The organism is Foetidibacter luteolus (assembly GCF_009650435.1).
GTDB classification, from domain to species: domain Bacteria; phylum Bacteroidota; class Bacteroidia; order Chitinophagales; family Chitinophagaceae; genus Foetidibacter; species Foetidibacter luteolus.
Genome location: NZ_VVIP01000059.1, coordinates 298,372 through 315,384, shown reverse-complemented (window position 1 = coordinate 315,384; position 17,013 = coordinate 298,372). Strand labels below are relative to the sequence as shown.

12 protein-coding genes are annotated in these 17,013 nt (G+C 46.8%); 2 read left to right on the top strand and 10 right to left on the bottom strand.

Features of this window, described 5'->3' with window-relative positions:
• Positions 1-7: 7 nt before the first annotated feature.
• Entirely contained in the window at positions 8-844 is an 837-nt protein-coding gene (locus tag F0364_RS19955) for a helix-turn-helix domain-containing protein (RefSeq protein ID WP_153799563.1), read from the bottom strand.
• A gap of 441 nt (positions 845-1,285) precedes the next feature.
• Here F0364_RS19955 and kbl point away from each other — a divergent pair, with 441 nt between their 5' ends.
• A complete protein-coding gene (gene kbl / locus F0364_RS19950) occupies positions 1,286-2,473 on the top strand; it encodes a glycine C-acetyltransferase (protein ID WP_153799562.1) in 1,188 nt (395 codons plus the stop codon).
• A gap of 72 nt (positions 2,474-2,545) precedes the next feature.
• Here kbl and F0364_RS19945 read toward each other — a convergent pair whose 3' ends face one another.
• From F0364_RS19945 to F0364_RS19930, 4 genes are all read right to left on the bottom strand, one after another.
• Positions 2,546-3,565, bottom strand: coding sequence for a tetratricopeptide repeat protein (locus F0364_RS19945; protein WP_207632785.1), 1,020 nt, complete (start codon positions 3,563-3,565; stop codon positions 2,546-2,548).
• A gap of 8 nt (positions 3,566-3,573) precedes the next feature.
• On the bottom strand, positions 3,574-4,809 hold the full coding sequence (locus F0364_RS19940) for a DUF1015 domain-containing protein (RefSeq protein WP_153799560.1): 1,236 nt from the start codon (positions 4,807-4,809) through the stop codon (positions 3,574-3,576).
• 34 nt (positions 4,810-4,843) lie between these two features.
• Positions 4,844-5,914 carry a 3-phosphoserine/phosphohydroxythreonine transaminase gene (serC, locus tag F0364_RS19935; RefSeq protein ID WP_153799559.1) on the bottom strand — a complete coding sequence of 357 codons (1,071 nt, stop codon included), beginning with the start codon at positions 5,912-5,914 and terminating at the stop codon, positions 4,844-4,846.
• A 242-nt stretch (positions 5,915-6,156) separates the two neighbouring features.
• Positions 6,157-6,801, bottom strand: coding sequence for a DUF502 domain-containing protein (locus F0364_RS19930; RefSeq protein WP_235921167.1), 645 nt, complete (start codon positions 6,799-6,801; stop codon positions 6,157-6,159).
• A gap of 417 nt (positions 6,802-7,218) precedes the next feature.
• On the opposite strand from F0364_RS19930, the gene F0364_RS29255 reads away from it, so the two are divergent.
• Positions 7,219-10,470, top strand: coding sequence for a glycosyltransferase family 117 protein (locus tag F0364_RS29255; RefSeq protein ID WP_235921164.1), 3,252 nt, complete (start codon positions 7,219-7,221; stop codon positions 10,468-10,470).
• A 262-nt stretch (positions 10,471-10,732) separates the two neighbouring features.
• On the opposite strand, the gene F0364_RS19915 is transcribed toward F0364_RS29255, so the two are convergent.
• The 5 genes from F0364_RS19915 to F0364_RS19895 form a co-directional block, all read right to left on the bottom strand.
• On the bottom strand, positions 10,733-11,329 hold the full coding sequence (locus tag F0364_RS19915) for a hypothetical protein (RefSeq protein ID WP_153799558.1): 597 nt from the start codon (positions 11,327-11,329) through the stop codon (positions 10,733-10,735).
• A gap of 10 nt (positions 11,330-11,339) precedes the next feature.
• Positions 11,340-12,554, bottom strand: coding sequence for an LVIVD repeat-containing protein (locus F0364_RS19910; RefSeq protein ID WP_207632784.1), 1,215 nt, complete (start codon positions 12,552-12,554; stop codon positions 11,340-11,342).
• A 106-nt stretch (positions 12,555-12,660) separates the two neighbouring features.
• Positions 12,661-14,124, bottom strand: a complete 1,464-nt coding sequence (locus F0364_RS19905; protein WP_153799556.1) for a porin family protein — start codon at positions 14,122-14,124, stop codon at positions 12,661-12,663.
• Positions 14,108-14,671, bottom strand: coding sequence for an RNA polymerase sigma factor (locus tag F0364_RS19900; RefSeq protein ID WP_153799555.1), 564 nt, complete (start codon positions 14,669-14,671; stop codon positions 14,108-14,110). Before F0364_RS19900 ends, F0364_RS19905 begins: the two co-directional genes overlap by 17 nt.
• Before the next feature lie 346 nt (positions 14,672-15,017).
• Positions 15,018-16,973 carry a sialate O-acetylesterase gene (locus tag F0364_RS19895; RefSeq protein WP_153799554.1) on the bottom strand — a complete coding sequence of 652 codons (1,956 nt, stop codon included), beginning with the start codon at positions 16,971-16,973 and terminating at the stop codon, positions 15,018-15,020.
• Between the last annotated feature and the right edge of the window lie 40 nt (positions 16,974-17,013).

The following is a 17,013-nucleotide window of genomic DNA, read 5'->3' as shown; positions in this document are numbered from 1 at the left end:
GCGCAACTTATTCATCACCCTGCGCATCCCTGAAAGAAGTATTGATAACAAACGATGAGTTTTCCTCGCCGGTGCGTTGTTTTTTCAGAAAAGCAAGCGGGGTAATACCTGCGGACTTTTTAAAATCGCGGATAAAGTGAGATTGGTCTGCATACCCCAATTCGTACGCTATAGATGAGAGCCTTGCTGGTATTGCACTGTTAAGGATATTTACAGCCTTTTCAAAGCGTATTATCCTCAGGTATGTTTTTGGCGGTATACCTATCACGCTTTTGAATTTTCTTTCCAGTTGCCGCTCAGAAATGTTGAAGTTGCTGAGTATATCATGTACGGAACTGTTTACCGGCAGGTTCCTGGCCTGTAACAGATGTTTGATTAGTTTGTCTTCAGGGCGGCGGCGCCGCAATCTGTCCATCAAAAAACGGTTAAGCATATTGATGCGCTCCCGGTTATCTGCTGCCTCATGCAATGCCTCGCTAATATCCCAACTGCAAAAATTGCAGATATCCGGCCACTGGTTAACCAGTTCATGGGCATCTACGTGAAATAAAGTCTGTATGGCATGGGGGTAAAAGCTGATGCCCAGGTGCGAAAAAGAATTGGTTAGCGTGTAGCTTGGGTTAACGGTTACAACGCCCCGCAGGTAAATGCCGGTAAGGGTATTGCCATTATTGCCAACGATGGGCTGGCGCCCGTCAAGGTTTTGAAAAATAAGCTGGGGATACCTGTCCGCAAAGCTTTCTATAACAGTTTCGGCAGGTTGGTCACTGTAAAAATCAGATTCCCAAAAATACCGCACATAATCCTTAAGGGCCGCTGCCGGCGCATACATCCTGTAATGCATTGGCTGAAGTTACCAACGGGCATGCTGATTAAAAATCAAAACTACATGACTGGTAACTACTAAAGCAAACCCAGGTTCTATGGGCTGCGCCTGCGGTTGCTGTATGGCTGTTACCCAGGGTTAATACAGAACTATGGCATCCTAATTTACATGCAAGAACCTGCTCGCCTGAGCAACAGCCTGCCGCACTTTCGGGTGAGGGATTGAAGCGGCTACCCCGCTGAAGCCTTCGCAGCCGGGCTTTGTGGCGGAGTAATAGCGGAAAGCCCGACCCCTTGCGATAGCTTGGGGGCACCCCCTAAAAAACTTTTCTAGGACGAATACCTACTGCCAGCCCTTGCTGCAGCAGTAAATTTTACGGCCCTGGCAGAACAAAGCAAACAATACTTATCTGCAATGTGCATACCTATATCTTTGCGGGCATTAAAATGTTACATACCCATGAATGAGAAATTCGTTGAACGCATTTTCGCGGAACTGAATGACATTGAAGCCGCGGGCCTGTTAAAAAAAGAACGCATTATTACCAGTGAACAGGGGGCCGAAATAACCGTTAACGGCAACCGGGTGCTTAACTTTTGTGCCAATAATTACCTGGGCCTTTCATCGCACCCTAAGGTGATTGAAGCGGCGCACAAGGCCGTTGACTCGCATGGGTATGGCATGAGCAGCGTACGTTTTATTTGCGGCACGCAGGACATTCACAAGGAACTGGAAAGCAAGCTTTCCGAATTCTTAGGTACGGAAGACACCATTCTTTACTGTGCCGCTTTTGACGCTAACGGCGGCGTTTTTGAACCTCTTTTTAATGAGCAGGATGCCATTATAAGCGATGCGCTTAACCATGCTTCTATTATTGACGGGGTGCGGCTGTGCAAAGCCCGGCGTTACCGCTACGAGCACAACAATATGGAAGACCTGGAAGCTAAACTGCTGGACAGCGCCCACCTGCGCAGCCGCATTATTGTTACCGACGGCTCCTTCAGCATGGATGGCACCATTGCCCAACTGGACAAAATTTGCGACCTGGCCGATAAGTATGATGCCATTGTAATGATTGATGAAAGCCATAGCAGCGGTTTTTTAGGTAAAACAGGCCGCGGTACCCACGAATACCGCGATGTGGTAGGCCGCATTGACATTATAACGGGCACACTGGGTAAAGCCCTGGGTGGCGCTAACGGTGGTTTTACCAGCGGCAGAAAAGAAATTATTGAAATGCTGCGCCAGCGCTCAAGGCCTTACCTGTTTAGCAATACCCTTGCACCAAGCATTACCGGCGCTTCTATTGCAGTGCTGGACATGCTTACTGAAACAACAGAGCTGCGGGACAAACTGGAATACAATACCCGCTTTTTTCGCGAAAAAATGACAGCAGCGGGGTTTGACATAAAGCCCGGCGACCACCCTATTGTGCCCATTATGTTGTATGACGCAGTGGTGGCACAAAACTTTGCGGCAAGATTGCTCGAAGAAGGTATTTATGTAATTGGCTTTTTTTACCCGGTGGTACCCAAGGGGCTTGCCCGCATAAGGGTGCAGTTAAGCGCCGCACATGAGCAACAACACCTGGATAAAGCGATAGAAGCTTTTACAAAAGTGGGTAAGGAACTGGAAGTATTGAAATAATATGGGGCTAGTGGGGAGTGGGAAATGGCCAGTGGGTAAACCCTGTAGCTACTGGCCATTTCCCACTCGCTTTTAATGCATATAATACTGGCCGCTGGGTATTTTAAATACAATGCTGCGCTGGAAGGTTTGAAAGGCTTTCATTTCTTCATCGTGGGTGTTTACCCAAATACGGAAGGCCGCGCTGCTGGCAGAAGAGCCAAAAACCCATTGATTGTAGGCATCAAACAGGCCTTCCTGTAAAAACTGGCGCTGGTGGTCGAATAACCGAAAAGTCAAGGCTGCGGCGTTTTTGCTATACCAGTCGAGTATAAACCTGGTGCGCAGGGCGGTTAAAGATTCCGGCGTTACACCCTCGCTTACTGTACCACTGAATTTTGCCAGCGTAGATGCTACAGCTTTCTCAAAACTGTTGCCTTTTTTGGCTATGGCCGGCAATACATCCGGCGTGGCAAACAGTTTTTGGTAATTGTTGAAAAGGAGGTCTTTTATTTCAACCGTTCTGGCGCTGAGGCTTTCTATGTTAATAAAGTTCTCCCCATACAACAGCGCCCATAAAAGGTTGCTGTTTTCTGCGTAATACTTAGCCGCATAGTAGTAATTGCCACTGTAGTTGGCGTCGGCTTCTATTCCTTTTTCCCATTGTTTTATGGCCGCGGCAGGATTTTTTTGAGACAACAGCAGCTCTCCATATTCACTGTACAACACCCCTGAGCCGGCGCCGGAAAACAGCTTTAAAGCTTTTTTATACATTTCATCCGCTTCCTTATACTGGGCTATAGCTTTGTAGGTAAGCCCCAGTACCTGGTAGCATTGCACGTCAGCCTCACCACTGTTAATAAGTGAGTTGCTTACTTCAATAGCTTTGGCATAATCCCGCCGCAGGAAGCTTACATAGGCTATGTCTTTGGATATATCCGGGTTGCCCGGCTTTAGTTCCAGTGCACGGTTAAGTACCAGCAGGGCATTATCGTAATCACCCTGTTGCATAAACGTTCTTGCAGTGGCGTGCAGCTTTTCGGGGTCCTGTTCCTGGGTAAAGGCAAAACTGGCCACTAGAAGAAACAGGAGTGCAGAAAACAATTTTTTCATAGAGAAAATCATTCGTCAATCAGGTGCGTAAGCAGGCCATCACGAAGTTTGGGTTCAAACCAGGTGCTTTTAGGCGGCATTACGTTACCGCTGTCTGCTATATCAAATAACTGCTGTATGCTTACCGGGTAAAGGCTGAATGCTACCGCCATTTCCTTGCTGTCAACGCGGTTGCTAAGTTCTTTAAGCCCCCTTATGCCGCCCACAAAATCAATGCGCTTGTCGGTACGCGGGTCCTGTATATTTAATAATTTCTCCAGCACGTTGTTTTGCAGGATGGTTACATCCAGCACGCCGATGGGGTCTGTGCTGTAAGTGCCTTCTTTGGCGGTAAGCTTATACCAGTTACCATCCAGGTAAAGGCCAAATTCGTGCAATTGGGCAGGCTGTACCGGTTCTTCGCCCACCAGCATAACTTCAAAATTATCGTTAAGTGCCGCCAAAAAGCTTTCAACACTATGCCCGTTCAAATCTTTTACCACCCGGTTATAGTCCATAATGTACAACTGGTTACTGGGGAACAACGTGGTAAGAAAGTAGCCGGCACCCTCTTTGGCATTGCCGCCCAGCGCCTGGCGAACTTTGGCTGCGGATGCGGCACGGTGGTGGCCATCAGCTATATACGTTGCGGGTATTTTTGTGGCAAATATATCTGTAATGGTTGCTATAATCTTATCGTCGCTAATCAGCCAGATGGTGTGCTGTATGTTATCATCGGCCGTAAAATCGTAAACAGCGCTTTTGGTGGTCATCCACTTGTCAATCAGTGCATCCAGTTCTTCTTCGTTCCTGTAGGCCAAAAAAACATTACCGGTTTGGGCGCCCGTGGTTTTTATATGGTTAATGCGGTCCTGCTCTTTTTCAGGCCTGGTAAATTCATGCTTTTTAATTACACCGTTTTCATAATCATCTACTGAGCTAACGCAAACCAGGCCGGTTTGGCTGCGGCCATTCATAACCAGCCGGTATATATAATAGCACTCTTTGTTTTCCCTAAAAAGCACATCCCTTTTAATAAAAGCCGTAAGGTTCTCTTTCGCCCTCTCATACACGGCAGGCGAATGTATGTCTGTGCTTTCCGGTAAGTCTATCTCGCTTTTGGTAATATGCAGAAAAGAATGTGGGTTGCCCTGCGCTTCCACTTTGGCCTCTTTGCTGTTCAGCACATCATAAGGCCGGCTGGCTACCTGTTTAGATAACTGCACCTGCGGGCGAAGAGCTTTGAAAGGTTTTATTATACTCATGTATAGTTGCTATGGTTTAGTAATATTTTATCAGTTAAGAATGTTTGTCGCTAAAATCTTTCATCAGTTGTACAAATGCCTCTACGCTTTCCATAGGCAGTGCGTTGTACATGCTAACCCGCAATCCGCCTACGCTGCGGTGGCCTTTTACGCCAATCATACCGTTTTGCTTGCACGCATCCAGGAAGGGTGCCTCCAGTTCAGGGTTGGTCATCACAAATACAGCATTCATCAGGCTCCTGTCTTCTTTGGCAACGGTAGGCTTAAATGCCGGCAGTGTTTCCAGGGTATTATATAAAAGACCGGCACGCTGCTTTGCCCTTTTTTCCATTTCTGCCAGGCCGCCTTCTTTTTTTATCCACCTTAACGTAAGCAGGCTTACATAAATTGCAAAAACAGGGGGTGTGTTCAGTAAAGAACCGGCTTCAATATGGTTGCGGTAGTCCATAATGGCAGGTATGGCCCTTTGTACTTTGCCCAGCACATCTTTACGTATTACTACCAGGTTTACACCTGCGGCCCCCATGTTTTTCTGGGCGCCGGCATATATCAGCCCAAAATTGGAGTAGGGCAAAGGCCTGCTGAAGATATCGCTGCTCATATCCGCCACCAGCGGTACTTCTGTTTCCGGAAGGCTATGCCATTGGGTACCCTCAACAGTATTGTTGGTGGTATAATGCAGGTATTTGCTGTCAGCAGGTACGGTAAAGCCTTTGTTAATGTAGGTGTGGCCTTTGTCTTTAGACGATGCAGCCACATGCACATTACCAAAAAGCTTGGCTTCCTTTATGGCTTTGCTTCCCCAAATGCCGTTGTCGCAGTAAGATGCTGTTTCGCCATTGTCAAGCAGGTTCATGGGCACCTGCATAAATTGTGTAGTTGCGCCGCCATGTAGAAAAAGAATTTCATGATCGCTGCCCAGTTGCATCAGCTCCTTTATAAGGCTTATGGCCTCATCCAGTACATCTTTAAACCACGATGTACGGTGGCCTATTTCAAGAATAGATAAACCAAGGTTATTAAAGTTGTGAATCGCTTCCGCAGACTGTATCAATACTTCCTGGGGTAAGATAGAAGGACCAGAATTAAAATTGTGCATCTTCATGTTAAAAGCCGGTTATTGCGCTGCAAAAGTAAAGGAAAGTAACAAAGTGGGGTTGCCGATAGTCAATTAGCCGTGTAAAACCGCTGCCCGGCTTGCCGCCAGCCGTACCGGCAGGCATTTTATGATACCGGCGTTATAGCCTTGTGGCGACTTCGTTGCGTCGCACTACGTTCATCGGCTGGTATTTCATGGCATCTTTTCAGACCCGGGTTAGGCGGGTAGAGACACGATGCATCGTGTCTCTACTCTACCAAATGGGTAACCCCGCCGGAAACAACAAACTTCATAGCCTCGCCGGAATGAATGTTTTCTATGGGCTTAATGTTTTGTTTGGGCACGAAATACGTAATGCCGGATATGGCATAGGAATGAGGTATATATACCACCACATGGTCTATAAGACCAAAGTTTTCTGCGTCATTTTGCGTAACAAAGCCCAGCCGCCATACATCATGGGCGTCAACATTTACCAGTACCGGTTTGTCAAATTTCTTTTTATTACCCGCAAAAGCCTCCAGGAAGTCTTTAACGGAAGTATAAATGAATTTTATGCCCGGCGTGCGTTCCAGTACGGTGTCCAGCACATCCACCATTTTGCCCACAAAAAATGAAGAGGATATAGCGCCAATAAACATTACAATCAGTATCACCACTATAAAACCCAGTCCCGGTATTCTTTTAGGCTCGCCGGTTTCATCAACGCCAATCATTTCAGGCGAAATCTTGTAAATAATGTTAGGCAAAATGCCATCTACAGTCGTAAACAAAAAATAAACCGCGTATATGGTAACGCCGATGGGCGCAATTACAACCAGCCCCTGTAAAAAAAACTGAAGCAACCTTCTCCAGTGCCATTTAACCATCAGCCTACGCTTCATGTTAGTCATAGTATGTTATTTGCGCAAAAGTAACCAATCAACAGTTTAGTGTTCTCTTGTTTCATGCTCAATGTTCAACAGACCGGCAACCTGCATCCGGTAACCGGTAACTGGCTTTCGGGTGAGGGATTGAAGCGGATACCCCGGTGAAGCCATAGCAGCATGGGTTTTGTGCCGGAGTATGAGCACAACCGAGAAAAAGCAACTAAATGTTGCTTTGACGAAGGTTGCGAACGTAGTTCTGCCCGCCCCCTTGCGATAGCTTGGGGACACGCCCAAAACCACCTTCTTTCAGCCGCTGTGTTAACCGGTTATACCCGTGCCGTAATGCCCCGGTTTATAAAATACCGCTAATATTATCAAGCATTTCCAAATTTCGCCAGTTTACGTTAGGTTTGCCCGTCTTTTAACAAACCAAACGTGAATATGAGCTTTAAAAAGGTTAATAACATTACCGGATGGGTAGTGTGCTTAATTGCCTGTAGTGTATATGTGCTTACGGCCGAAGCCGGCGGCAGCTTGTGGGATTGCGGCGAATTTGTGAGCAGTTGCTTTAAAGTGCAGATACCGCACCCGCCCGGCGCACCGCTGTTTGTATTAATCGGAAGGATATTTATTGTTTTATTTGGTAATAACCCTTTAACCGCCGCCAAAGCGGTTAACGTTATGAGTGCCCTGGCCAGTGGCTTTACTATTTTGTTCCTGTTCTGGACAATTACCCACTTCGCACGGCGTATTATACAACCTGTGCGTAATGTGGAGCTTACCATGCCGCAGGTATGGGCTGCTATGGGGGCTGGTGTTGTTGGCGCCCTGGCTTATACCTTCAGCGATTCTTTCTGGTACAGCGCAGTAGAAGGTGAAGTATATGCCTTATCTTCTTTCTTTACAGCCATTGTATTTTGGGCCATTTTAAAATGGGAACATACAGCCGATGAACCCGGCGCCGACAGGTGGATTGTGTTTATCTTTTTCCTGATGGGGCTTTCCATAGGCGTACACTTGTTAAACCTGTTAACCATACCTGCTATTGTACTGGTGTACTATTTTAGAAGAAGGGAAGACTTTAATTACAAACTGCTGCGCAAATATTTTGTTTGGTGCCTGGCTATTGGTGGCGGATTAGGATTTATAGCTTCTCTTGTTATGGCCAGCGGCGAAGTTAACGCAGAACGCGGCGTTACCATGGATGGCACCGTATCCGGACTTATTTTGGTAGGCACGGTACTGGCTATTGTGCTGCTGAACGTAGTGGAATCCTTCAATAAGAGTAAGAAAGAATATGCCGGCGGAGCTTATATATTTTTGGTAATTGCCTGTGTGCTTACGGGCATTGTACAGGTAGGTGTTATACAATACTCCATTAAAGCTGCCGGCGCATTTGACATTTTTTTTGTGAACAGTTTGAAAATGCCTTTTTTCTCAGGCTTTATTTTCTTTTTTGCCTTGCTGGCATTCGGAATATGGTTTGGCCTGCGCTTTTCTGCCCGTAAAAATTGGCCCTACCTGCGCCTTTCTTTATGGAGCCTTGCCTTTATGCTGATTGGTTACAGCACGTACGTAACCACCATGATACGCAGCAGCGCCGACCCATCTGTTGATATGTACAACGTGGATAACCCTATGAGCCTTGTGGGCTACCTGGGCCGTGAACAGTATGGCGATTTTCCTTTATTATACGGCCAGAAGTTTACCGCGCAGCCAATTGATTATAAAGAAACCACCACCAAATACCAGAAAGGTAAAGACAGCTATATACCCAGCGGCAAAAACGGCCACTATGTATATGCCGCGGAGGATAAAATGGTTTTCCCCCGTATGTGGGATGCCAGCAACGACCAGGGGCATGCGGATTACTATGCCATATTCATGAACATTGGCAAGAACAAAGACGGCAGCTACGAAAGGGCGCCTAACTTCGGCGATAACCTGAGCTTTTTTGTAGCCTACCAGAACTACTTTATGTACTTCCGGTACTTTATGTGGAACTTTAGCGGCAAGCAGAACGATGTGCAGGGCGAGTTTATTCACCAGCCCCGTGACGGCAACTGGATTACCGGCATAAGCTTTATTGATAACCTGCTCTATGGTGACCAAAGCACCCTGCCTGACAGCCTAAAAAACAACAAGGCACACAATACGCTGTTTGCATTGCCTTTTATACTTGGCTTGATTGGCCTGTTCTATCATTTCAGAAAAAGAAAAGATGATGCTCTTGTAAGCTTCCTGCTCTTCTTCTTTACCGGCCTCGCCATCGTGTTATACCTTAACCAGGCAGGCCGCCAGCCCAGGGAGCGTGACTATGCTTATGTGGGTTCTTTCTACGCATTCGCTATCTGGATTGGCCTGGGCGTATTGCAGGTAAAAGACTGGTTTGGCAAAAAACTTAACCCGACAATCGCTACAGCGATAGCCACCGGTTTATGCCTGCTGGCAGTACCTGTGCTGATGGCGCAGCAGGAATGGGACGACCATGACCGCAGCCGCAAAGTAATTGCCCGCGACCTGGCTAAAGATTACCTGGAAAGCTGCGACAAAAATGCCATCCTCTTTACTTTCGGCGATAACGATACCTACCCGCTCTGGTATGCGCAGGAGGTAGAAGGCATAAGGCCCGATATACGCGTAATTAACACTTCCTTACTGGGTATTGACTGGTACATTAACCAGATGCGCTACAAAGTAAACCAGAGCCCCGTAATTGACCTCACCCTCAGCGCCGCACAAATTGAAGGCCGCAAAAGGGATTACATACGCTACCAGCCTAAACCGCAGTTTCCTGAAAGCCAGTATTATTACCTGAGCGATGTGATGAAATATGTTGCCAGTGACGACCCTGACAAAGTGATGAACCAGGGCGATGGTGAGTTTATTAACACCTTCCCGGTAAGAAGGGTTTCCATTCCTGTTGATGCCAACGCTGTAAAAGCCAATGGCACCGTTAATGCTACGGACAGCGTGGTAACGGAAGTGAAGTTTGAGATACCCAAGAACATCATTATGAAAAACGACCTGGCCGTGCTGGACGTGATAGCTGCCAACCAGTGGAAACGTCCTATATACTTTACGCAGAATTATACGGAGCTGGGTTTTGGTAATTACTTGCGCAAAGATGGTTTAAGCTACCGCCTGGTGCCTGTTGCCGGTGAGTTCTTTAACACCAACAAGATGTTTGAAAACATCATGAATAAATTCGCCTATGGCAATGCTGATTTAAGGGGTGTGTATTATGATGAAGAAAACCGCCGCCACCTGAATACCATTCGCAGGGCGCATACAGAAATAGCGCTTGACCTGTCTTTCAAAAACAGGAAAGAAGACGCCAGGAAGGCATTGGAAAAAGCGGATAAAATGATGCTGCAGGAGAACTTTCCTTATGGTATGGTTTCCAGGGGTAACGAGCATAACCGTCTTTCCCTGCTGTTCTTACAGGCCTGCTACCAGGCGGGCGATACCACACTGGCCGCCAAGGTTTCAAAAAGTGTTAAGATTGATTTGCAACAACAGGTTAAATTCTATAACTCTTTAACCGGGTATAAGGCTGACATGATGAGCTACGACAAAAGCTCCGCAGAAAGATTGTTGCAGGATTTAACCGAGATGGAAAAAACCTTTAGCAAACTGCCGGGTGCATCGCTGGAAGGCGGTGCGGTTACAGGCGGGGATACAATACAATAATTCTCCCTTATAAGTAGAAGTAATATAACAACAAAGCCTTCTGTTACGAAGGCTTTGTTGTTATAAGCAGTCAGCAAAAGCTGTATCAAAACAATTTTTATGACCCCGGCTGTATAACCTGCCATTGGGCGTCCCTTGCGTCGCACTCTTGTACTGTTGATTCGCTATGCAGCTTTTCCCGCATGTTAGTGAACCGTTTCTGCCGCCGGGGCGGCAGAAACGATTAGCCCCGGTCTAACACCATAAAGCTGCAGCCACATTGTTATAAGGTAAAACCCAGGCGGAACACCAACCTGTTGTAATCAAAACTATACCCCTGTTTTATACGTATGGACTCATTGCCGTTCCAGATATTTACAAACTCATCGTACTTAAATTTCTTATAGCTATAGCCTGCATTCATAATAAAGGCATTCCTCTTATTAAGCATTATTTTATAGCCAATACCAGCTTCCCCATACACTCCATTGTGCAGGATATGCCAGTCTTCGCCTTGCTGGCCAGACCGGGGGTCGGTATATTTTTCGGGTAAAGCGCCATTGTTCCACGGAAAGGAAATACCTGCATCACCGTATGCATAAGGTGTGTTCCTGCCGTTATAAAGATGATACGCTACATGAATAAAAACGGGAACAGACCTGAAAGCATAGGGGTCCAGTGCAACTCCAATACCGGCCTCGTAATTTTGATACCTTACACCCTGTATTATCCTGGCGGTAAAGGGTGTATATGCCTTACCCGCAAGTATGCCTAACTCGTAGCTGCTTGCATAGCTAATTTTATTTGCCAGCTTTTTATCCTGCTGGGCTGTTGCAAATGCGGGAAGCCATGGCAACAGCAATAATAAGTAAATCTTCATGCCTGTTTTTTTACTGTTGCTTTAAAACAATTTTGCTCAGCAATCTTATATTGCTGCTGTTGCTGTAATCGTACTGGTACAATCCATCTTTGGCAGAAACAATGGCAATGCCATTGTAACAGATAACATCGTATGTTGGCGCCATATCTATTTTAGCAAGCTGTTGAATGCTGGTTACATTAGATGCATTAAAAACTTTCAGGCCGTCTTCTCCATCACATATAAAAAGCAGGTTGCCATCTTTGCTTAAACCATGCGGGTTGGTAAGCGGGTAAGTTTTTACGTGCTGCGGTGCGTCCAGGTTTTTAATATCAACCACATCTAACTGGTTAAAGTTTTCACCGCAGCGGGTGCCTGCATGCAATGTTACGTAGGCATAATCATCATCAGCAATCACAGGGTCGCAGGTACGCACATGTTCAAACGTACCTTGTTTAACCGGTGCTTCCGGGTTACTAACATCGTAGATGTACATGCCCATTTGAGACCCAATGAACAATTTTTCTTTAAACGGAAAAATGGTTTCAATACCCCAGTTGGCAAGGTCAACCGTTTTATTCCATTCAGGAGCGCTGCTGTTGGTAACATTCACTACGTTTAGTTTGCTCCAGCTCACCGTGTACAGGTAATTGTTCATCAGGGCAAACCTTGCCATAGAGCCACCTTTACCGTTAGGCATAGTAACTGCATCGCTCTTGGCGCCGTTAAAAGAAGATGCCAGGTACATCATATTGTCTGTAACATAATAGTAGGGGCTGTAAAAGTTACCATTGCGCCAAATGCCCTGCCCATCCGCTACTTCAATTTCCATAACGGTGTCCCTGGCCTCCCACTTGGTAACCACATTGTTAGCGCCCATATCGTAACCAAAAATATACTGGCGTTCCGGAAATATATTATGTACAAAGCTTTGCAGTTTAACAGCTTCCGGGTTGCTGATGTCAATTGCCATCAGGTCTGTAAAGCAATCAGCATAAAGTATATTGCCTTTTACCGCAATGTCCTCGTTGCCGGGTATATGAATGAATGCTTTGTTAACCGGTGCAGCCGGGTTAGAGTTATCTATGATATGAACGCCCTTGCCAAGCTCGTTAAGAAAAATATATTTGCCGTACAGGTATATTTTGCCCGGCTGGGATACATCCTCAGGAACATCGCTTTTAATAGCGTCCCGCACTTCAGCCGTTGTTTTAAGAACCGGCACAAAAACTGTCGTTCTTTTCATACCACGGTCTTTTACGCACCCGGGTAATACAATTGCGCAAACTATTAATAAACATGCGGCTAAGGCATGCAGATGCATCTTTTTCATAGCAAAGTATTTGGTTTTATTATTTACTTCTTTTGCCGTGCGTTAAGGGGGCACTTAGCTGCAGGGAAAGGTTTTGCCAGTGCAGCCCTGGTTTTATGGTCCTGTCAGCCAGTGTTGATATGCTTTGCTGGTACAGCAGGCCCAGCTTCCAGCGGTTGGCAAGCTCCAGCCCGGCGCCTGCCTGCCAGCTAAATATATTCCTGTTTAAAAGCTGGTTGCTGTAGTAAAGCCGGTTAATTTCCGCGTCGGGTATCAGCCACCGGGAGCTAAACATCCATGCATACGAAACACCCGCTTCTATAAAAATCTTTCTTTTCGCAGATGGTTTAATGTAATACTGTATCATCACCGGAACCTCCAGCCAATGCGCCCTGTTAACAGATGTGTTTGAAAAACCGGCATAACTATATCCCTCCACTTCCGCGTTCTTGCGTGAGTTGAAAGAACCAGCGTATTGAAGCCCCTGTACGGAATCTATTATCCTGCCTGTTTTCTGCGTATTGGATAAATACCGGTAACCTATGCCGGCAGATAATTTCCATCTTTTATTAATTACGTGGTTGTATTGCAGGGTAACATTCATGTGATACCCTGCCGAAGGCTGCACAATGCTGTATGCAGAATCCTGTGGTGCAGGCGCAATAACCACATTGCCGTTGCTGGGCGCATAAATAGCATCGTATAAAGACTGTGCAAGCGGGCGGCTGCTACCTGTAACAGTCACTGTTCTAAATGCACCGCCACCCGCCTGTATGTAAAAGTTTCCCTTATTGGAAGCTTTGATTGTTTTTGGTGTTGTTGCCTGGGCTGTTGCTGCACCAGTCTTATTTGTTGTAGCTGGCACAACCTCATTTTCTGCTAACGAAGTACGATCATTGCTGCTGCTGTCAACAGCCTGTTGCATCAAGCTTTTTTCTATAGCCTGGTCGGTGTTGCCTGCAACAACAGCCCCCTCCTTATTCCCCCCGGCGGAGGAGGCTGATAGTTGCTGGTTACCGGTAACAAGCTGCAGGTTGTTGGCTGTAGTCTGCTGGCTGCCAGTTGCCGGCTGCAGGAGGTTTCCCGTAGCAGTTTGTTGTCTCCTGTAAACTTTTCTTATGGGTTTAGCGCTTGTTGCAGGTTTGGCGGCATCAGCCTTCGTTTCCACATGGCTGCCACTTTCAGCAGTCTCGTTTGTTGCCGGTGTTTCGTTGCCTGCACCCGTTAAATGGTAACCGGTATCCGCAGACTGGCTGGTGACGGCTTGCTGTATATCTTTTTGCTGCGCGGTAGCCTGTTTTTTACCCGGCTTTCCGGCATTGTTGTACAGCCATACGCCAGCACCGGTAACCAGTAAGGCCGGCAGCAACCACCACCACAACGCAAAGCGGCGCCGTTTCTTTTCGTTCAATGCGGCATCAATCTCACCCCAAACCTGTGGCGATGGTGTGAGCTTAAAGTCACGCATGCGTTGTTGTATATTTTTTTCAAATTCTCCCGGCATAATTTTGCTTTTCGGGCTTGTCAGAAATTTTGTGCAAGGCCTGTATCAGCAGCATCCTTGCCCTGCTGTACTGGCTTCTAATAGTATTTTCCTTGGCGTTAAGCATTTTTGCTATTTCCACGTGGCTAAAGCCTTCTACTGCTACAAGGTTAAAAACGGTTTGATAGGCCACCGGCAATTCCCGGATCACTTCCACCAGTTGTTTGGTATCTACATGCAGTTCCGGCGTTTCATAGCTTACCGGGTGCACATGAATATCTTCTATATGCAGCTCTCTTTTGTAACGGTTGTGTTTGGTAAGGTAAGTAATGGAGGTATTAACCATAATCCTTCTGATCCATGCACCCAGGTCGCCCTGGTACTTAAACTGGTCCAGCCGGGTAAACACTTTAATAAAACCTTCCTGCAGTATATCTTCCGCGTCTTCCAGGCTTTTGGTGTACCGGTAACAAACCCCCAGCATATTGTCTGCGTATTGTTCATACAGCAGGCGCTGGGCATTCCGGTTACCGTTAATACATTCCTTTATCAGTTGTTTTTCGTGCATGCAACGTAGCTACGTGGTATATGACCGGAGTTTATGCAAATTCATTGCACAAGGGTAAATAATTTTTTTCCCTTTGTGCGGGCCGGTGTTGGTATATAGAATGATTGTGTTTGCTTTCGCCCTGTTCTTTTCCGTGCTTCTGTGGCATAGGACAGATGGCGGTTACACAGCTCGCCACCCAATACCAGGAAGGGTTTGCCATCCAACAGCAATTGAACGGGTTTGTTTTTAGCTATAAGTTTAGGTATTTCTGTTTGCGACCTGCCCGGCAAGCCAAAGCTTACCAGCGATACCAGTATAAACAACGTATGATAGAACGCAGAAGGTTTCTTTCTATAACAGCCAGCTATTTTTCAGTTGGGGTTACAGTACACTCAAACGGTGATGCCGGCAAGCCTTCCCGGTTATACAGGTTGGCGCCGGCAGGGTTATCAGCCCAGGCATAACGCACATAACGGGGGGCGGGTACAGCATCGTTCCAAACCATTACCTTCTCGTTTTTTATCGTGGCTTTTGCCCAATAAAATTTTTTATCAGCCCCTGCAATGGCAAACTGCTGCAACGGTCCTCCATCATTGCTTACCAGCCCGCTGCCTGTATGGGTGAATGTGAGCACTATGGAAGTTCCTTCCGCTACACATGACTGGTAAACCGGGCCTGAGTAAACCAGGCCGTTTTCATGATAGGCCACTTTCTGTGCTGCCAATGCAAGCCGGTAGCCGATATCTTTTTTGTTCAAGGGGTGAATGTCGTTCCATTCACCAAGGTCAATGGTAACGGCCATACCGGTGTTAGCAACAGACAAGGCTTTTAACTGCGCGGAACGCATAATGGCCCAATTACTTTCAGTGGGTGTAAACTGCCTGTCCATAAAGTTGGGGAGCTGCACATACAGAAAAGGTAGCTGTGGTTGTTGCCACTGGCAACGCCAGTCGTTGATCAATGCCGGCAGCAACCGTTCATAATCACCGGGGTTACCGGCATTAGATTCGCCTTGGTACCACAACATGCCTTTGATGGAATAGCCAACCAGCGGCGCCAGCATCGCGTTAAACAAAGCAGCCGGCTGGTTTTGCAGGGATATGGCATTAACGGGATTGGCAGGCGCATCAAACACCTCCCCCACTTTATACTGCCATCCGCCTTTGAGGTCTATTGTGTCTTTACTATCCGTTAGGTAATAAGGTTTGTCCGGCACAAAGCCACCCTTGCCCTGGTAGTTTACTACCCGTATGGTGATAATATTTTTTCCTGGCTTCAACGTACCCGGCTTCAGATCATACCTTCTCGGGGGGTATTGGTAGGTAATATTGCCCGCAAGCTGGCCGTTTATGTAAATATGGTCAGCGTCAACAATGCGGCCCATCATCAGCTTAGCAGGCTCGCCCGTAAAAGAAGCAGGAATATCAACAACCTTCCTGTACCAAACAATACCATCCAGGTCCTTAAGGCCCTGGTCTTCCCAATAGCCAGGTATATTTATAGACCGCCAGCCTTTGGGTTGGTAAGCGCTATCGTACCAGGGTGTGGCAGCGGTAAGGCCTTCATCGTTTTCCTGTTGCTTTTTTCCCAGGGCGGCAGTATAAGCGGCAGCTTTACGGTTATTATCGCCGATAGCGGCAGTATCTTTATTTTGCTGCAACCTGCTGTACTGCGGCGGAAACTGCCGCAATGTTTCTTCACTCATCCATGCCTCGATAGGGGTACCACCCACGCTGGCATTGATAAGACCGATGGGCACATGGTATTTGTCATATATATTTTTAGCGAAAAAGTAAGCGGTGGCCGAAAATTGCAGCACATCCTTCCCTGTTGCACTCTTCCAATAGCCGGTTGGTAAATCTTCTTCCCGTTCTACCAAATTGGTAAGCATGGGTACAAAAAACTGGCGCACCTGCGGATAGCTGGCCTGTGCAATTTCTTCAGGGTATTTTTCTTTTACACGCTCCATAGGCAGCACCATATTCGACTGCCCGGAGCACAGCCACACATCGCCAACCAGTATATCATGCAGGGTAATGGAATTTCCTGCGGTAATGGTTATCTCGTAGGGGCCGCCTGCTTTCATGGCGGGTATCATTATTGTCCACTTACCATCCTCGCCTGCTTTTGCCTGGTAACGTTTTTTGTTAAACTGCAGGTTTACTCTTTGCCCCTTACCGGCCCAGCCCCAAAGTTTTATATCAACATCCCGTTGCAGTACCATGCTATCCCGTACAAGCCTGGGCAACTTTAACTGGCTGTAACTTTCATAAATACAAAAGGTAAAAGTTACAAGCAAAAAAAAGAACCTGTTAAGCATGCCAGAAACGTTATTTAATGATGATTGCACTTTGCTATGT

Bases quoted from the DNA above. Each gene is read 5' to 3' on its own strand.
- F0364_RS19955 (WP_153799563.1), bottom strand. From the start codon at position 844: ATGCATTACAGGATGTATGCGCCGGCAGCGGCCCTTAAGGATTATGTG.
- kbl (WP_153799562.1), top strand. From the start codon at position 1,286: ATGAATGAGAAATTCGTTGAACGCATTTTCGCGGAACTGAATGACATT.
- F0364_RS19945 (WP_207632785.1), bottom strand. From the start codon at position 3,565: ATGAAAAAATTGTTTTCTGCACTCCTGTTTCTTCTAGTGGCCAGTTTT.
- F0364_RS19940 (WP_153799560.1), bottom strand. From the start codon at position 4,809: ATGAGTATAATAAAACCTTTCAAAGCTCTTCGCCCGCAGGTGCAGTTA.
- serC (WP_153799559.1), bottom strand. From the start codon at position 5,914: ATGAAGATGCACAATTTTAATTCTGGTCCTTCTATCTTACCCCAGGAA.
- F0364_RS19930 (WP_235921167.1), bottom strand. From the start codon at position 6,801: ATGACTAACATGAAGCGTAGGCTGATGGTTAAATGGCACTGGAGAAGG.
- F0364_RS29255 (WP_235921164.1), top strand. From the start codon at position 7,219: ATGAGCTTTAAAAAGGTTAATAACATTACCGGATGGGTAGTGTGCTTA.
- F0364_RS19915 (WP_153799558.1), bottom strand. From the start codon at position 11,329: ATGAAGATTTACTTATTATTGCTGTTGCCATGGCTTCCCGCATTTGCA.
- F0364_RS19910 (WP_207632784.1), bottom strand. From the start codon at position 12,554: ATGAAAAGAACGACAGTTTTTGTGCCGGTTCTTAAAACAACGGCTGAA.
- F0364_RS19905 (WP_153799556.1), bottom strand. From the start codon at position 14,124: ATGCCGGGAGAATTTGAAAAAAATATACAACAACGCATGCGTGACTTT.
- F0364_RS19900 (WP_153799555.1), bottom strand. From the start codon at position 14,671: ATGCACGAAAAACAACTGATAAAGGAATGTATTAACGGTAACCGGAAT.
- F0364_RS19895 (WP_153799554.1), bottom strand. From the start codon at position 16,973: ATGCTTAACAGGTTCTTTTTTTTGCTTGTAACTTTTACCTTTTGTATT.